At 71.1% G+C, this 17,061-nt stretch carries 14 protein-coding genes and 1 rRNA gene; 6 read left to right on the top strand and 9 right to left on the bottom strand.

The features are described from left to right. The first annotated feature begins 2 nt into the window (after positions 1–2). Positions 3–119 (top strand): 5S ribosomal RNA (gene rrf, locus MICNX66_RS14315). 85 nt (positions 120–204) lie between these two features. Here the strand turns inward: rrf and MICNX66_RS14310 are convergent. Then, complete coding sequence (locus MICNX66_RS14310) at positions 205–942, bottom strand: IclR family transcriptional regulator (RefSeq protein ID WP_232089255.1); 738 nt, start codon at positions 940–942, stop codon at positions 205–207. A gap of 94 nt (positions 943–1,036) precedes the next feature. On the opposite strand from MICNX66_RS14310, the gene hutH reads away from it, so the two are divergent. From hutH to hutI, 3 genes are read left to right on the top strand one after another with little or no spacing between them, the layout of a single operon-like run. Continuing rightward, complete coding sequence (hutH, locus tag MICNX66_RS14305; RefSeq protein WP_187662424.1) at positions 1,037–2,578, top strand: histidine ammonia-lyase; 1,542 nt, start codon at positions 1,037–1,039, stop codon at positions 2,576–2,578. Then, complete coding sequence (gene hutU, locus MICNX66_RS14300) at positions 2,571–4,229, top strand: urocanate hydratase (RefSeq protein WP_187662423.1); 1,659 nt, start codon at positions 2,571–2,573, stop codon at positions 4,227–4,229. The genes hutH and hutU overlap by 8 nt, the downstream gene beginning before the upstream one ends. Further along, positions 4,226–5,392 carry an imidazolonepropionase gene (hutI, locus tag MICNX66_RS14295; protein WP_187662422.1) on the top strand — a complete coding sequence of 389 codons (1,167 nt, stop codon included), beginning with the start codon at positions 4,226–4,228 and terminating at the stop codon, positions 5,390–5,392. Before hutU ends, hutI begins: the two co-directional genes overlap by 4 nt. A gap of 12 nt (positions 5,393–5,404) precedes the next feature. Here the strand turns inward: hutI and MICNX66_RS14290 are convergent, their stop codons facing one another. The 4 genes from MICNX66_RS14290 to MICNX66_RS14275 are packed head-to-tail and all read right to left on the bottom strand — an operon-like array spanning position 5,405 to position 10,456. Beyond that, a complete protein-coding gene (locus MICNX66_RS14290; RefSeq protein ID WP_187662421.1) occupies positions 5,405–7,273 on the bottom strand; it encodes a glycogen debranching N-terminal domain-containing protein in 1,869 nt (622 codons plus the stop codon). Further along, positions 7,270–8,109 carry a carbohydrate ABC transporter permease gene (locus MICNX66_RS14285; RefSeq protein WP_187662420.1) on the bottom strand — a complete coding sequence of 280 codons (840 nt, stop codon included), beginning with the start codon at positions 8,107–8,109 and terminating at the stop codon, positions 7,270–7,272. The genes MICNX66_RS14290 and MICNX66_RS14285 overlap by 4 nt, the downstream gene beginning before the upstream one ends. Beyond that, positions 8,106–9,203 carry a carbohydrate ABC transporter permease gene (locus MICNX66_RS14280; protein ID WP_187662419.1) on the bottom strand — a complete coding sequence of 366 codons (1,098 nt, stop codon included), beginning with the start codon at positions 9,201–9,203 and terminating at the stop codon, positions 8,106–8,108. Before MICNX66_RS14280 ends, MICNX66_RS14285 begins: the two co-directional genes overlap by 4 nt. A gap of 2 nt (positions 9,204–9,205) precedes the next feature. Then, the gene (locus tag MICNX66_RS14275) at positions 9,206–10,456 is read right to left on the bottom strand and encodes a sugar ABC transporter substrate-binding protein (RefSeq protein WP_187662418.1); all 1,251 of its coding nucleotides are present in this window, start codon (positions 10,454–10,456) and stop codon (positions 9,206–9,208) included. 116 nt (positions 10,457–10,572) lie between these two features. Here MICNX66_RS14275 and MICNX66_RS14270 point away from each other — a divergent pair, with 116 nt between their 5' ends. Then, a complete protein-coding gene (locus MICNX66_RS14270) occupies positions 10,573–11,577 on the top strand; it encodes a LacI family DNA-binding transcriptional regulator (RefSeq protein ID WP_187662417.1) in 1,005 nt (334 codons plus the stop codon). A gap of 30 nt (positions 11,578–11,607) precedes the next feature. Here MICNX66_RS14270 and MICNX66_RS14265 read toward each other — a convergent pair whose 3' ends face one another. Next, positions 11,608–12,522, bottom strand: a complete 915-nt coding sequence (locus MICNX66_RS14265) for an agmatinase family protein (RefSeq protein ID WP_187662416.1) — start codon at positions 12,520–12,522, stop codon at positions 11,608–11,610. A 1-nt stretch (position 12,523) separates the two neighbouring features. After that, a complete protein-coding gene (locus tag MICNX66_RS14260; protein WP_187662415.1) occupies positions 12,524–13,801 on the bottom strand; it encodes a DUF445 domain-containing protein in 1,278 nt (425 codons plus the stop codon). A gap of 36 nt (positions 13,802–13,837) precedes the next feature. Here MICNX66_RS14260 and MICNX66_RS14255 point away from each other — a divergent pair, with 36 nt between their 5' ends. After that, a complete protein-coding gene (locus tag MICNX66_RS14255; protein ID WP_025102619.1) occupies positions 13,838–14,110 on the top strand; it encodes a metal-sensitive transcriptional regulator in 273 nt (90 codons plus the stop codon). A gap of 18 nt (positions 14,111–14,128) precedes the next feature. Here MICNX66_RS14255 and MICNX66_RS14250 read toward each other — a convergent pair whose 3' ends face one another. Further along, entirely contained in the window at positions 14,129–15,517 is a 1,389-nt protein-coding gene (locus tag MICNX66_RS14250) for an aspartate aminotransferase family protein (protein WP_187662414.1), read from the bottom strand. Between the two features lie 15 nt (positions 15,518–15,532). Further along, positions 15,533–17,017 carry a CoA-acylating methylmalonate-semialdehyde dehydrogenase gene (locus tag MICNX66_RS14245; RefSeq protein ID WP_187662413.1) on the bottom strand — a complete coding sequence of 495 codons (1,485 nt, stop codon included), beginning with the start codon at positions 17,015–17,017 and terminating at the stop codon, positions 15,533–15,535. Positions 17,018–17,061: the final 44 nt, after the last annotated feature.

Raw genomic sequence — 17,061 nt, 5'->3', positions numbered from 1 at the left:
GTTTCGGCGGCCATAGCGTGAGGGAAACGCCCGGTCACATTCCGAACCCGGAAGCTAAGCCTCACAGCGCCGATGGTACTGCAGGGGGGACCCTGTGGGAGAGTAGGACACCGCCGGACTCCTTTTAGTCAAGAAGGCCACCCAATGCTGGGTGGCCTTCTTGCGTTAGCGCGATCGCTCCGCGGCGCGGCCCGCAGGACGGACTCAGCGCGCCAGGCGTGCCTCGAGCGTCGCCGCTGTCTCGCGTACCGCTTTCGCCAGCGCAGATTCCCTGCCGTCGTCGTCGGCCCAGGTGACCGCCACGGCGGCGACCGGCCATCCCGCAGCGTCCCGCACCACTGCGCCCACGGAGCGCAGTCCGTCCGCGACCTCACCGTCCTCGGTCGCATACTCGCGGACCCGTACTTCGCGAAGGAGTTCGCGCAGTTCGCCGGGCCTACGGGGACCACGTCCCGTGCGGTCGGAGAAGGCCGAAGCATCCGGATACAGCGCCCGCACCTGTTCTCGGGGGAGGGCGGCGAGCATCGCGCGTCCCGTTGCGGTCAAATGCGCAGGGAGGCGCACGCCCACGTCGGTCACCAGTGCCGGGCGTCGCGGCGCCCGTTCCTCGACGATGTAGAGCACATCGCCGCCGCTCATCACCGCGAGGTGTGCGCTTTCCCCGAGATGGTCGGAGAGTGCGGCGATGAGCGGACGGCCGAGCCGTGCCAACGGCTGCTGCCGCGCGTAGCCCCCTGCCAGCTCGAAGGCCGACGTGCCGAGTCCCCATCGACGCTCCTCACGGAGGTGCAGGACGAAGCCATGTGCGGCGAGCGTGCGGAGCAGGTGATAAACCGTCGATCGCGGAAGCATCAGCTCGCGGGCGATCGCGGACGCCGCCACCGGTGCCGGCCGCCCCGCCAGGTAGCTGAGGATGCGCAGGGTCTGCGCCGCGGCAGGCACCTGGGCTTCATCGGTCTCGGGGATGTCTGGGATCACAGACACAGGTTGCCACGAAGCCGCGTGCGCGTCGACCCGGCGGGTGTGGAATCGAGACATGAGCGATCCTGCCCCTGTCATCGTCGGCGCCGTCCCTCTCTCCCCGGCGGAGGTCGTCCGCGTGGTCCGGCATGACGTGCCCGTCCGGGTGGATCCCGCCGCGCTGGCGAGGGTCGCCGAGAGCCGCCGTGTGATCGACGGCCTCGCCGCGGACCCGCACCCGCACTACGGGGTGTCCACCGGCTTCGGCGCGCTGGCGACGACTTTCATCGCTCCTGAGCGGCGACTGCAGTTGCAGGCGAGCCTCATCCGCTCCCATGCCGCGGGGACCGGCGCCGAGGTCGAGCGGGAGGTGGTCCGCGGGCTCCAGCTGCTGCGCCTCCAGACGCTCGCCTCGGGGCGCACGGGCGTGCGTCCTGTCGTGGTCGAGACCTACGCCGCGTTGCTCAACGCGGGCATCGTCCCCGTGGTCCGCGAGTACGGGTCACTGGGGTGCTCCGGGGATCTCGCCCCGCTCGCCCACATCGCCCTCGCGGCGATGGGGGAGGGCGAAGTGCGCGACGCCGCCGGGCGTCTCGTCGACGCGGCCGACGCCCTCGCCGCGGCCGGCATCGCTCCGCTCACCCTCGTCGAGAAGGAGGGGCTGGCCCTCATCAACGGCACGGACGGCATGCTCGGCACCCTGGTGCTCGCGCTCCACGACCTCGAGACGCTGCTGCTCACGGCGGACGTGGCGGCGGCGATGTCGGTCGAGTCGCAGCTCGGCACCGATGCCGTGTTCGCCGCCGACCTCATGGCGCTGCGTCCGCAGGCGGGCCAGGCGGTCTCCGCCGGCCACCTCCGTGCACTGCTCACCGGGTCCCCCATGGTCGCCAGCCACAAGGGCCCGGAGGACGGCCGCGTCCAGGACGCATATTCGCTGCGCTGCTCGCCGCAGGTGCACGGCGCCGCACGTGACACGCTCGGGCACGCCGCGATGATCGCGGAGCGCGAGCTCTCCAGCGTGATCGACAACCCCATCATCACCCTCGACGGCCGCATCGAGTCCAACGGCAACTTCCACGGGGCCCCGGTCGCCGCTGTCCTCGACTTCCTGGCGATCTCCATCGCCGACGTCGCCTCCGTGTCCGAGCGCCGCACCGACCGGGCGCTGGACCCGGCCCGCAGCCACGGGCTCCCGCCGTTCCTGGCGGCGGAGGTCGGCGTCGACTCCGGTCTGATGATCGCGCAGTATGCGGCGGCCGGCATCGTCTCGGAGCTCAAGCGCCTCGCGGTTCCGGCCTCGGTGGACTCCATCCCGTCCTCGGCGATGCAGGAGGACCACGTCTCGATGGGCTGGGCCGCGGCGCGGAAGCTGCGGCGCGCGGTCGACGGCCTCTCGCGGGTCCTCGCGATCGAGATCCTCACCGCGGCCCGTGCGCTCGACCTGCGCGCGCCGCTGCAGGCGGGCCCGGCGACCGGGGCCGTGCGCGACCTCGTCCGCACCGTCGCCGCAGGCCCCGGACCCGACCGCCACCTCTCGCCCGAGATGGAGGCCGTGACCGCCCTCGTCCAGTCGGGCGCCGTCGCCCGTGTCGCAAAGGAGCACATGCATGACTGAGGACACCGCAGCGCGTACGGTACGCGCAGCCCGAGGTGCCGAGCGCACCGCGAAGAGCTGGGGCGCGGAAGCGGCCAAGCGCATGCTCATGAACAACCTCGATCCCGAGGTCGCCGAGCACCCGGAGGACCTTGTCGTCTACGGCGGGACGGGCAAGGCGGCGCGCAACTGGGCGGCGTACGAGGCGATCGTCCGCACGCTCGACGAGCTGGAGCCGGATGAGACGCTGCTGGTCCAGTCCGGGAAGCCGGTGGGGGTGTTCCGCACCCATGAGTGGGCACCGCGCGTGCTCATCGCCAACTCGAACCTCGTCGGCGACTGGGCGACCTGGCCGGAGTTCCGCCGCCTGGAGGAGCTCGGGCTGACCATGTACGGCCAGATGACCGCCGGCTCCTGGATCTACATCGGCACGCAGGGCATCCTGCAGGGGACGTACGAGACCTTCGCCGCTGTGGCCCGCTCGCTGGGCCGGGATTCCCTGCGGGGCACGCTCACGTTGACCGCCGGCGCCGGCGGCATGGGCGGGGCGCAGCCTCTCGCGGTGACCCTCAACGAGGGCGCGGTCCTGATCGTGGACGTCGACGAGACGCGGCTGGCCCGCCGCGTCGAGCACCGGTACCTCGACGAGTACACGACCGACCTCGATGCGGCGGTGGCCCGGGTCGTCGCGGCGAAGGACGCCGGTCACGCCCTCTCGGTCGGCGTCGTGGGCAATGCCGCGGAGATCTTCCCCGAGCTCCTGCGCCGGGGCGTGCCGATCGACGTCGTGACCGACCAGACCAGCGCCCATGACCCGCTCGCCTACCTGCCGATCGGCATCGACGTGTCCCGCTGGAAGGCGGAGGCCGCGCGCGATCCGGAGGAGTTCACCCGGCTGTCCCGCGCGTCCATGGCGGCCCACGTCGCCGCGATGGTCGGCTTCCAGGACGCGGGGGCGGCCGTCTTCGACTACGGCAACTCGATCCGCGCGGAGGCGCAGCTCGGAGGCTTCGACCGGGCGTTCGCGTTCCCGGGCTTCGTCCCCGCCTACATCCGTCCGCAGTTCGAGGAGGGGCGAGGACCGTTCCGCTGGGTGGCGCTCTCCGGAGACCCGGAGGACATCTTCAAGACGGACCGTGCGATCGCCGAGCTCTTCCCCGAGGACGCCGCGCTGCACCGCTGGCTCGACAAGGCGGGGTCGGCCGTCCACTTCGAGGGGCTGCCGGCGCGCATCTGCTGGCTCGGCTACCAGGAGCGGCACCTCGCCGGGCTGAAGTTCAACGAGATGGTCGCGTCGGGAGAGCTCTCCGCACCGATCGTCATCGGCCGCGATCATCTGGACTCCGGGTCCGTCGCGTCCCCGTACCGGGAGACCGAGGCCATGAAGGACGGCTCCGACGCGATCGCCGACTGGCCGCTGCTCAACGCCCTCCTCAACACAGCCTCCGGGGCCTCATGGGTGTCGCTGCACCACGGCGGCGGCGTGGGGATCGGCCGCTCGATCCATGCCGGGCAGGTGACGGTGGCGGACGGCTCGGCCATCGCCGCGGAGAAGCTCGCGCGCGTGCTGACCAACGACCCGGGAACCGGCGTGATGCGGCATGCGGACGCCGGTTACGAACACGCCAGGGAGGTCGCGCGCGACCGCGGACTGAAGGTGCCGATGCTGTGACGACCACCCTCATCACCGGGATCGGGGAGCTGACGACCAACGTCGCCGCCGAGGGCGATCCGAGCGGCACGCTCAGAGACGCCGCCGTGCTGATCGACGGCGAGCGGATCGTGTGGGTCGGTCCGTCCGCGGGAGCCCCCGCCGCCGACGAGGTCGTCGACGCCCGGGGGAGGGCCGTGATCCCCGGATTCGTCGACAGCCACAGTCACCTCGTCTTCGGAGGCGATCGCGCGGCGGAGTTCGAGGCGCGCATGGCGGGGCAGCGGTACGCGGCGGGCGGCATCCGCTCGACGGTGCAGGCGACCCGGGCGGCGAGCGACGACGAGCTGCGGAGCCGGCTGCGTGGCTTCATCGAGGAGCTGCGGACGCAGGGCACCACCACGGTCGAGATCAAGAGCGGCTACGGTCTCGCCGTCGCGGAGGAGGAGCGCCTCGTGCGCCTCGCCGCCGAGGTGACGTCGGAGGTCACCTTCCTCGGGGCGCACGTGGTGCCGGTCGAGTACGCTGACGATCCCGATGCCTACGTCGACCTCGTCGTGGGGCCGATGCTCGACGCCTGCGCCCCGCACTCCCGATGGATCGACGTGTTCTGCGAGACCGGCGCCTTCACGGTGGCGCAGTCGCGGCGGATCCTGGAGGCGGGCATCGCCCGGGGTCTCGCTCCTCGCGTGCATGCGAGCCAGCTCGGCACGGGCGATGGCGTGCGGATGGCGGTCGAGCTCGGGGCCGCCTCCGTGGACCACGGTACCTACCTCACCGACGCGGACGTCGCCGCGCTCGCCGCGTCGGACACGGTGCTCACGCTGCTCCCCGGTGTGGAGTTCTCCACGCGTCAGCCCTATCCGGACGCCCGCGGACTCCTGGACGCGGGGGTGACCGTGGCGCTCGCGTGCGACACCAACCCGGGGTCGAGCTTCACGTCGTCGATGGCCTTCTGCATCGCCATCGCCGTGCGCGACATGGGTATGACGACGGCGGAGGCGGTCTGGGCCGCCACGGCCGGCGGGGCGCGCGCGCTCCGGCGCGACGACATCGGCCGGATCGCCCCCGGTGTGCGCGCCGACCTCGTGCTGCTCGACGCCCCCTCTCGCGTGCACCTCGCGTACCGGCCGGGGGTGCCGCTGGTGCAGCGCGTCTGGAAGGACGGGACGGCCGTCGTCTGACCGTCCCGCCCCTCACCGCAGGGCTTCGGCGCAGACCACGGCGGCAGCGGCGGACCATGCCTGCGGACGGCAGGCGGCCGGGTAGGGGACCGGTCGGCCGCCGTCGACGCGGGGCTCGCCCGAGTGCAGCTCCGGCACGCGGTAGTCGAAGCCCTCGGCGAGATCGAGCAGCTGGGCGGCGATGCGTCCGGCATGATCGGTGAGGCCGGCGCGGAGCATCCCGTGCACGGCGATCGCGGTGTCGTGGGTCCACACGCTGCCGCCGTGGTAGCTCAGCGGCCAGTATCCCGAGGCCTCCGTGGACATCGTGCGGACGCCGTAGCCGCTCGACATCGTCTCGCCGACGAGCAGTTCCGCGCAGGCGCGCTCCTCGTCCGGATCGAGCAGCCCGGTGCCGATGAGATGGCCGATGTTGCTGGTGAGCGTGTCGACCGCGGCGCCGTGGGCGTCGAGGGCGATGGCGGGGTACCGCCCCTCCGGCGTGGTGACCCAGTAGGCCTCCCGGAAGCGTCGCCGCAGGTCCGCCGCCCACGAACGCAGGTCGTCACCGCCGGCTGCACCCAGCTCGTCGAGGAGCGCTGCTCCGCGCACTGCGGCCTCGTAGGCGTATCCCTGCACCTCGCTGAGCGCGATCGGACCTTCCGCGAGACGGCCGTCGCGCCACTGGATCGAGTCACCGGAGTCCTTCCAGCCCTGATTCGCCAAGCCGTGGCCCGACTCATCCGCATAGTCGATGAAACCGCTGCCGGAAGCGTCGCCGTGCTCGATCATCCACGTCACTGCGGCGCGCAACGCGGGCTCCAGGTCCTTCAGCTCCGTGATCGTCAGGCCGGCCGCGCGGGCGTCGGCGAGGAGGCAGATCCACAGCGGTGTCGCGTCGACCGTGCCGTAGTAGAGCGGAGGCAGCAGCACGCCCTCGCCGGGGAGGGAGAGCTCCGCGCTGCGGAGCTCGTGCGCGATCTTGCCCGGGGCCTCCGCGGTGCCGGGGTCGTGCACCGTGCCCTGGAGACGCGCGAGCACCCGCAGGGTGGAGGCGGCGATGTCGCGGTCGGCGGCGAGGGCGAGACGGGCCGCCCAGATCGAGTCCCGTCCGAACAGGGTGAAGAACCAGGGGGCGCCCGCGGCGTAGAACGCCTCGTCCGGCTGATCCGGCAGGGCCAGTCGCAGGGCATCGAGGTCGGCGCAGGCGCGCTCCAGCCAGCGCGCGGCGCGAGGGTCCGCTCCGGTGGGGACGGGCCGGACGCCGGCTGTCCGTGGCGAGGACGTCACGACCAGGGTCGGATCGTCGAGGTCGACCGACCACGTCACCTCGACCTCGCCGCGCGGAGGGACGGTCACCCGCCAGGCGAGCAGCATCTCCCGACCGTCGATCGACACGGCGGCGTCCACAGCGCGCAGCGTGAACGACGCCTGCCCTGCGCGGCAGCGCTCGCCGTCCCACGACCACTCCTCGCTCCGGGCCACCCCCGCTTTGACGAGCTGCAGGGGGGTGAAATCCGGGCGGATGCGCACCGTGAGCTCGGCCGTCACCTCGTGCATGAGGTGCGAGGACACCCGCAGGGTCTCGGTCAGTCTTCCCGCCTCGACGGTGCGATCCCGGTCGAGGCGCACCTTCGGATCGGCGGCGGCATCGTCGAGTCCGCGCAGCAGGCCGGTGAACAGCGCACGCTGCGGGACCGGCGCCGAGCAGGCGATGGCTTCCAGGGCGGTGTCCCGCACCTCGAGTCCGATCGTGGCGATGTGACGGACGTCGCCGTGGTAGACCCCGTGGATCGGGGCGCCGCCCACGTCGCCGTCGCGGTCGGACCAGACCTGGGTGGGGGCGTCGAGCACCACCACGGCGTCGTCGAGCAGCGGCTGGAGGTGGGGGCGGTCGGTCATTCCTTGACGGCTCCTTCGGTGGAATTCATGATGCGGCGCTGGAAGATGAAGAACATCACGGCGACGGGGATCGTCATGATGAGCGCCGCGGCGAGCTTGAGCGGGTACTGGGTGCCCTGGCTGAGCTGCCCGCTGGCGAGCGAGGCGACACCCTTCGTGAGGGTCGTCAGCGCGGGGTCGTTCGTGGACACGATGAAGTGGCTGAGCTCGTTCCACGACCCCTGGAACGACAGGATGACGATCGTGATGAGGGCGGGCGTCGCCATCGGGAGCACGACCGACCAGAAGGTCCGGAACGCACCGGCTCCGTCGATCCGTGCCTGCTCCTCGACCGAGGCGGGGATCGACTCGAAGAAGTTCTTCATGATGAAGACGCCGGCGGCGTCGACCAGCAGAGGCAGGATCATGCCGGCGTAGGAGTTGAATATGCCGAGCTGGTTGATGACGAGGAACTTCGGGATGAGCAGGACGACGGTCGGCACCGACATCACGGCGACGAGGGCCGCGAACACGACTCCTCGACCGCGGAAGCGCAGACGCGCGAGCGCGTATCCGGCGAGGGAGTTGAAGAACACCCGCCCCGCGGTGACGAAGATCGTCACGATGGCGCTGTTGACGAACCACGAGGGGAAGTCGGAGTTGGCGAAGAGCCGTTCATAGGCGGCGAACGTCCACGACTCCGGGAGCAGGTTCACGCCGGAGCTCGCGGCGTCCTCGTCCGTCTTGAAACTCGTGAACACCTGGATCAGGAACGGGTAGATGTAGATGACGGCGAGCACGATCAGCACGGTGTACAGCACGATCTGCCAGGTCAGCTGCGTGCGCGAGAGCCTCATGACGTCCCTCCCTCGCGCGCGACCTCGTACGCGCGGATGCGGCGCCGCGATACCGGCCGGTCGCGCAGCACCCAGCGCTGCAGCAGCGTGAAGATCACGATGATGACGAAGAGAATGAAGGCGATCGCCGCGCCCTGACCCCACTCCTGGTCCGTGAACGCCGTCTTGTACGACAGGTACGCCGGGGTGAGGGTCGTCTTGCTGGGGGCGCCACGGGTGCCGGTATAGATCTGATCGAACACCTGCCAGCAGCCGATGAGCCCGAGGGTGAGCACCGTGAACAGCGTCGGCCGCAGCTGCGGCAGGGTCACCCGCCAGAACCGCTGCCACCCGTTCGCCCCGTCCATCATGGCCGCCTCGTCGACGTCCGCGCCGAGATTCTGCAGACCGGCGAGGAAGAGCAGCATGAAGGTGCCGGAGGTCGTGAAGATGGCCATCAGGATGTAGGCGCTCATGGCGATCGACGGACCGGCGAGCCACTCCCACCAGGAGATGCCCAGCATCCCGCCGCCGGTGAGCGCGGCGGGTCCGGTGTCGATGCCGATGCCGCTGAGCGCGAGATGCAGGATCCCGCGGGGGTCGTTGAACCAGTTCGGACCGTTCAGGCCGAACCAGGCGAGAACGCTGTTGACCGCTCCGCTCGCGGAGAACAGGAAGAGCCAGAGCACCGTGATCGCCACCGAGCTCGTGACGGAGGGGAAGTAGTACGCGGTCCGGAAGAACCCGCGGCCGCGCAGCACCGCTCTGTTCACCAGGACGGCGAGGAACAGGGCGATGGCCGTCTGCAGGGGCACGACGAGCAGCACGTACCAGGAGTTGTTGCGCAGCGCGGTCCCGAAGTCCTTGGTCGGGAGGCCGCCGTCGGCCAGCACGGCCGAGTAGTTCTCGGTGCCCACGAACGAGACCGACGGCGAGAGGGGGCTGCCGCGCCCCGCCCAGTCCGACATGCTGACCCAGAGCGCCATGAGCACGGGGACCAGCAAGAAGACCCCGAGGATGAGGATGACCGGCGCCGTGAAGAGCCACCCGGCTGCGGCCTCGCCGCGGCGGAGTCCGGAGGCTCGCCCGCGGCGAGACAGGGCCTGTCCCGCCATCGCTACTCGACGATCGCTTCGAGGTTCGACTGCACGGTGTCGAGGATCTGTGCGGGGTCTCCCGTCTTCAGCGACTCGAGCTGCGCGTTGAAGTCGGCGATCACGTCCGCAGCGCCGTCCTGGTTGGGCGGGAACTGCGCGTAGTCCGCTCCCGCGAGGAAGGGCGCGAGGTCCGGGTTGTCCGCGGTCCACTGGTCGGCGGCGGAGGTGATCGACGGCATCGGGCCGAACGCCTTCGAGAAGGCGAGCTGGCTGTCAGCACTGGTGAGGTACTCGACGAGGTCGAGGGCCGCCTGCTGGTTGGGGCTGTCGGCAGCCATGCCCCAGCAGTTCGTGAACTGCAGGGTGCCCTGGCCGCCCGGTCCTTCGGGAAGCTCGGCGACGGTGTAGTCCACGGAGCCGAAGTCGTTCGCCATCGCACCGGTGATCCAGTTGCCTTCGATCACCATCGCGGCCAGCTCCTTCCCGAGTGCCTCGCCGCCCCAGCCGGCCCCGACGTCCTTCGCGTAGGCGAAGGTGCCATCGACGAGGTGGGTCTGCACGTACTCCAGCGCCTCGACGTTCGCGGGGTCGTCCGCGATCGCCGTGCCGTCCTTCACGAGCCCGCCGCCGGCCTGCGCCATGAACGTGCCGACGCGCTGGTACTCGGCTCCGAAGGCCAGACCCACGTGGTCGGCGGTGGTGAGCTTCTGCGCGACGGCCGCGAGGTCGTCCCAGCTCTTCGGGAGGTCGGCATCGGTGAGTCCCGCCTCCGCCCACATGCGTGTGTTGATCACGAGCGCGAGCGTGGAGAAGTCCTTGGGCGCACAGTAGAACGTGCCGTCGAGGGTGAAGTTCTCGACGAGGGAGGGGTAGAAGTCGTCCTTGTTCGAGAGCTCGTCGCCGTACGCCTGGAGGGAGCCGTTCGAGGCGTACCCGGCCATCTGCTCCGGTGCGAGGTAAAAGAGGTCGGCGGGGTTCCCGGCGGCGAAGCCCTGGGAGAGCTCCTGCGCCAGGTCGCTCGCCACCTGGAGGTCGACCTCGGTGCCGGACTCCTCGGACCAGGCGTCGAGCGCCGACTGCACTGCGGCGGTCTCGGCGTCGCCCGACGAGCCGATGAGGATCGTGAGGCCGTCGTCGGAGGAGGTGAGGTCCGTGTGGCCCTCGCTCTGCTCCTCGCCTGAGAACCCGGAGCCGCACCCGGTGAGCACGAGGGTGGTGGTGATCAGGACCGCTCCGGCGCCGAGCCAGGCGCGTGTGGTCTGCCGTGTCATGTCTCTCTCTCCTTTGATGAGGGCCGGCGGGCAGGAATTTGAACGATCAAACTCTGCATGGAATACGCTAGGTGCGGCAGTGCGGACGTGTCAAGCCGCCGGGATCGAGGAGTGCGATGGCCAAGGCCCCCACGGTGGAGGATGTGGCGGCACACGCCGGCGTCTCCCGCCAAACGGTGTCGAACGTCCTGAACACCCCGGACATCGTCCGGCCGGCCACCCGGGAGCGCGTGCTCGCCTCCATCGACGAGCTCGGCTACCGTCGGCACGCGGCGGCCCGCCGGCTGCGCCTGCGTCGGAGCTCGACGATCGGCATCCGGCTCGACCCGTACCTGGGTGGGATCTCGGGGGTGGTGCTGGATCGTTTCGTGCACGCCATCACGGAGCGGTCGAGTGATCGCGGTATGCGCATGCTCGTGTACGCGGCACGGACCCCGGAGGAGGAACTCGGCCGGCTCGCCGAACTGTGGGACGGATCCGAGATCGATGCGGCGATCCTCACCGGCACCGTGCGCGACGACCCCCGCGTCACGCGGCTGGACGCGCTCGGTCTGCCGTTCATCTCCTTCGGACGGCCGTGGGGGGATGACGACATCTCCGATCCGATGCATCTCTGGGTCGACGTGGACGGCGCGGCGGGCACGAGGGCGGCGACGACGTATGCGCTCGAGCACGGGAGCGCGGTGACCTTCCTGGGCTGGCCGTCGGGGTCGGGCACGGGGGACGATCGAGAACGCGGGTGGCGCGAGGCCGTCGCGGAGGCGGGGGCGCACGGCGCCAGGGTCGTCGCCGAGGACTCGGTTCCCGAGGCGCGTCGGGCGATCACCCGGGCGCTGGAAGACGGCATCCGGGCGGACGCCATCGTCTGCGCCAGCGACTCTCTCGCCGTGGGGGCCCTGCTCGGCCTCGCCGACGCCGGGAAGACCGTCCCGGTCATCGGGTTCGACAACACGCCCACCGCCGAAGCCTTGGGATTCTCCAGCGTCGAGCAGCGACCGGAGGATGTGGCGGAGGCGATCCTCCATCTATTGATGGGGCCGACGGGGGACGTCGTCGCGCCGCGTCGGGTCGAGTCCGGCTCGGCGCACGCGCTCATCACGCCCGAGCTCGTCGTGCGCTGATCCGGCGCGTCGCCCGGGCCGCTCCTCTGCTCAGCGTGCCGCGAGGCCGACGAGCAGCTCGAGCACGCAGAGGGCCGCGAGTCGCACGGTGCGACCGTCCTCGGCATCCGCTGTCGCATCGACCTCGGCGATGTCGGCGCTCCGGACCCGCGGGTCGGCGGCGACACCGCGCGTGAGGGCGCGCAGCTCCCACGCCGCCAGGCCTCCGGGGACGCTGGCCGGGCATCCCGGGGCGACCGCGCGGTCGCACACGTCCACGTCGATGTCGAGGTGCACGCGGGGCCGGTCGCCCGCCCCCGCGATCTCGACCGCCTCGGCCACGACGTCGGCGATCCCGCGACGGCGCACGTCGTCGAGCGTGACGACCCGGATGCCCCAGTCCGCCGCCCGGCGCGCGTAGGCGGCGGAGTTCGCGAAATCGGCGAGGCCGATCTGCACGATCCGGGTGGGGTCGATGCGGGCGGTGGGGAGGCCGGACGCCGCCGGGGCGTCTTCGACGAGTCGTCGCACCGGCGTGCCGTTGGAGACGCCGTCGCGCAGGTCGAAGTGGGCGTCGAACGTGATCAGGCCCGTGGCCTCCGCACCGAGGGCGACAGGGTAGGTGAGGGAGTTGTCGCCGCCGAGAGCGATGACGAGGTCGGACGCTCGCGCCAGCTCCCGGACCCGCTCGATCGTCCGTGCCTCTCCGGTGTCGCCGTCCGGCTCCGGCACGTCCCCGGCATCCGCGATGCGGAGCACCTCGTCCAGGTCGATCGTCGGCGGGCCGAGGACCGTCGTGCCGTAGCGGGGGAGCGCCTCGCGGATCGCGGCCGGCGTCGCGTGGGCTCCGGTCGGGGACAGCGAGGTGCGCCAGGTCGGGACGCCGAGGAGCACCGCATCGGCCGTGTCCTCGAACGCGGGCCAGGCCCCGGCGCGCGGCCAGAGCGGATCGTGGGACAGCGCCATGTCAGACTCCCGGGATCAGGGCGTGGGCGACGGTGAAGATCGCGAGGCCGGCGAGGGCGCCGACGACGGTGCCGTTCAGACGGATGTACTGCAGGTCGCGGCCGACCATGAGCTCGATCTTCTCGGTGGTCTCGGCGGGATCCCAGCGCTCCACGGTGTCGGTGATGATCGAGGCGATGTCGTGCCGGTACCGGTCGACGAGGAAGACGGCCGCGTCCGAGACCCACGTGTCGACCCGGCGCTGCAGGGCGGCGTCGGTCGTGAGCCGCTCGCCGACCTCCTGCAGGGCTTGCACGGCGCGACGCCGCAGCCCGCTCTCCGGGTCGGCGAGGGAGGTGAGGAGTCCGTTCTTGGCGGTGTTCCAGGCCTCCGCCGCGAGGGCACCGACGCGCGGGCTGTCGAAGAGGGCGGCCTTGGCGTTCTCCAGCTTCTCGCGGGTCGCGGGATCGTTCTGCAGCGCATCAGCGAGGCGGGACAGGTACCCGTCGATCGCGAGGCGGGCCGGATGCCGCGGATCGGCCTGCACGGCGCGGACGAACTTGACCGCCTCGTTGTACACCGTGTCGTCGATCAGGCGGTGCGCGATCTTCGGCATCCACCCGGGGAGTCGTCGGGAGACGAGTCCGGCGAAGGACGCGGCGTTCGCGTCGAGCCACCGCCCGATGCTGTCCACCGCGAGGTCGACAGCGCCGTGGTGCGCTTCCGCGTCGACGATCTTCTCCAGCCACGCTCCGGCGGGCGGCCCCCACTCCGGTGCGACGAGGTGCTCGCGGGCGAGGTCGGCGAGGAGGTCGCGCACGTCGTCGTCGCTCAGCGCGTTCAGCACCGCCGTCGCGACCGTCGCGCCCTCGGCAGCGACCCGCTCGGCATGCGGGGTCTCGCGGAGCCACTCGCCGGCGCGGAGGGCGATCGCGGTGCTGGTCAGCTTGGTGCGCACGACGTCGGCAGCGAGGAAGTTCGTCTCCACGAACTCGCCCAGCGTGCGGCCGATCTCGTCCTTGCGGTTCGGGATGATCGCGGTGTGCGGGATGGGCAGGCCGAGCGGACGGCGGAAAAGCGCCGTGACCGCGAACCAGTCCGCCAGCGCGCCGACCATCCCGCCCTCCGCCGCGGCTCGCACGTAGGCGAGCCCACCGACCCGCTCCTGGAACGCGAACGCGACGATGAAGGCGAGCGCCATGAAGATGAGGGCGCCGAGCGCGACGGCCTTCATCCGCCGCAGCGCGCGCCGACGCTCCTGGTCGGCGACGGAGAGCAGCGTCGTGGGTGTTCGCGGCATGACGTCATCCTTTCACGGGGCGAGTAGCCTCGATACGTGATCGAAGACATCAAGAAGCGCGCTCTGCACCGCACCAGCATCCTCGAGGGTCAGATGCGCGGTGTCGCGCGGATGATCGAGAACGAGGAGTACTGCATGGACATCATCACGCAGTCCCGCGCGATCCAGCGCTCCCTCGAGTCACTCAACCGTCTGCTGTTGGAGAACCACCTGCGCACGCACGTCACCCACATGTTCGAGGACGGCGGCGAGGAGCGCGACAAGGCCGTCGGCGAGCTCCTCAAGGCGTTCGACTTCGACCGCAAGTAGGCGGGCGCCGCCGGCCGCTCAGCCGGCGGCGATATCGTCGGCGACCGTCAGCGCCTCCTCGATCCCGGCCAGTCCCCGCACCAGCTCCGCCTCCTCGATCACCAGCGGCGGGGCGATGTGCACGCGGTGGAAGTGCGTGAAGGGCCAGACTCCTGCCCGCTTCGCGGCGGCTGCGAACGCGGTCATCGGCGCGGCATCGGTACCGGTCGCGTTGAACGGCACCAGCGGCTCCCTGGTCTGCTGGTCCCGCACGAGCTCCACCGCCCAGAACAGGCCGCGGCCGCGTACCTCACCCACGCTCGGATGCGACGATGCCCACGCGCGCAGCGTCGGGCCGACGATCCGCTCGCCGAGGTCGCGTACCCGTTCCAGGATGCCGTCGCGGCGGTACACCTCGAACGTGGCGACACCGGCCGCGCAGGCGAGAGGGTGTCCGGAGTACGTGAGCCCGCCCGCGAACGGAACGGTGTCGAAGGCTGCGGCGATGCGGTCCGAGATCACGACGCCGCCGAGCGGGACGTAGCCCGAGTTCACCCCCTTCGCGAAGGTGATCAGGTCGGGGCGCCCCTCGAAGGCGTCGATGCCGAACCATTCGCCGAGCCGGCCGAACCCCACCATCACCTCGTCGGCGATGAAGACGATCCCGTAGCGGTCGCACAGCGCGCGCACCCCGGGCAGATAGCCGGGCGGCGGAAGCAGCACGCCGTTGGTGCCGACCACTGTCTCGACGATGATCGCGGCGATCGTCTGCGGGCCCTCGAGCTGGATGGTCTGCTCCAGATGCGCGAGGGCGCGCTCCGTCTCCTGCTCCGGCGTCTCGCTGTGGAACGGGGAGCGGTACAGGTACGGGCCGAAGAACCGCACGGCGCCGGTGTCCGTGACGTCGTTCGCCCAGCGACGGGGGTCGCCGGTGAGGGAGATCGCGGTGGCGGTGGAGCCGTGGTAGCTGCGGTACATCGACAGCACCTTCCGGCGGCCCGTGGCCTGCCGGGCCATGCGCACCGCGTACTCATTCGCCTCCGCGCCGCCGTTCGTGAAGAACACCTTCTCGAAGCCGTCCGGGGCGACCTCGGCGATGAGGCGCGCGAGCTCACCCCGCACATCATTGGCCATCGACGGCTGGATGGTCGCGAGCCGCCCGGCCTGCCGCTGGATCGCGGCGACGAGGTCCGGGTGCTGATGGCCGAGGTTGAGGTTCACGAGCTGGCTGGAGAAGTCGAGGTAGGCGGTGCCCTCGTAGTCCCAGAACGTCGAGCCCTGGCCGGCGGCGACCGGCAACGGGTCGATCAGCGCCTGGGCGCTCCAGGAGTGGAAGACGTGGGCGCGGTCGTCGGCGCGCACCTGCGCTTCGGCGTCGGGGGCGGGGAGGGGGGAGGAGACCCCGTGGCGGTCGGTGAAGGTCGTCATCGTGATCGCTCCTCGTCAGTGGTTGCTCGGGAAGCCGAGGTCGATCTGCGACGGGGTGTGGTCGGGCCACCGCGTCGTCACGACCTTCGACCGCGTGTAGAAGTGCACGGACTCCGGGCCGTAGATGTGCGCGTCGCCGAAGAGGGAGTCCTTCCACCCGCCGAAGGAGTACGCGCCGACGGGCACCGGGATCGGGACGTTGACGCCGACCATGCCGACCTCGATGTCGAACTCGTACTGCCGTGCCGTCCCGCCGTCGCGCGTGAAGATCGCCGTGCCGTTGCCGTAGGCGTTCGCGTTGACCAACGCGACGGCCTCCGCGTAGGAGCCCACGCGCACGACGGACAGGACCGGGCCGAAGATCTCGTCGTCATAGACGCGCATGCCAGGGGTGACGTCGTCGATCAGGCTCGCGCCGAGGAAGAAGCCGTCGCCGTCGAACTCCGCGCTCGTGCCGTCGACGACGACCCTGGCGCCCTCTCCGGGGGCTCCCGCGACATAGGACGCGACGCGATCGCGGTGCTCCGCGGTGATGAGCGGGCCCATCGCGCTCGCCGGGTCCGTGCCGGGGCCGATCGAGAGGCCGTCGATGCGGCGGGCGATCGCGGCGACGAGGTCGTCGGCGATGTCGCCCACGGCCACGAGCACGGACACCGCCATGCAGCGTTCGCCCGCGGAGCCGTAGGCCGCGGAGACGGCGGCGTCGGCGGCCGCGTCGATGTCGGCGTCGGGCATCACGACCATGTGGTTCTTCGCGCCACCGAGCGCTTGGACGCGCTTCCCGGCGGCAGACGCCCGCTGGTAGATCGCCCGGGCGATGGGCGTCGATCCGACGAAGCTCACCGCCTGCACCCGCGGGGACTCGAGAAGCGCGTCGACGGCCTCCCGGTCGCCGTGCACGACGTTGAGGACGCCGTCCGGCAGGCCCGCCTCGTGGAACAGCCGTGCGAGCCACACCGCGGCGGACGGATCCTTCTCACTGGGCTTGAGGACGACGGTGTTGCCGCAGGCGATGGCCGAGGCGACCATCCACAGCGGCACCATGACCGGGAAGTTGAACGGGGTGATGGCGGCGACCACCCCGACCGGCTGCTTGACGGAGTGCACGTCGACCCCGCGGGCGACCTGCTCGCTGCGCTCGCCCTTGAGCAGATGTACGAGGCCGGCCGCGAACTCGACGTTCTCGATGCCCCGGGACACCTCGCCGGCCGCGTCGGACAGGACCTTGCCGTGCTCGGACGTGACGATCGCCGCCAGCTCGTCCGTGCGCTCCGTGAGGAGCTGGCGGAGCCGGAAGAACACGTCGGCGCGTTTGATGAGGCTCGTCTCCCGCCACGCCGGGAGTGCCGCAGCCGCGGCGGCGACGGCGGCGTCGACCTCGGCGGCCGAGGCGAAGGCGACCTCCTTCGTGACGGCTCCTGTCGCCGGGTCGAAGACGGGGCCGCGGCGCGCCGCAGCGGCCGTCTCGGTGCCGTTGATGAGATGACGGACGGTGTTCACAGGTGCTCCTTCGCAGTGGATCGCGTATCGCACACTCTGACCGA

Source organism: Microbacterium sp. Nx66 (assembly GCF_904066215.1).
Lineage (GTDB): Bacteria > Actinomycetota > Actinomycetes > Actinomycetales > Microbacteriaceae > Microbacterium > Microbacterium meiriae.
Note: the sequence above shows the minus strand (reverse complement) of the source record. Positions and strands in the feature narration are given on the sequence as shown.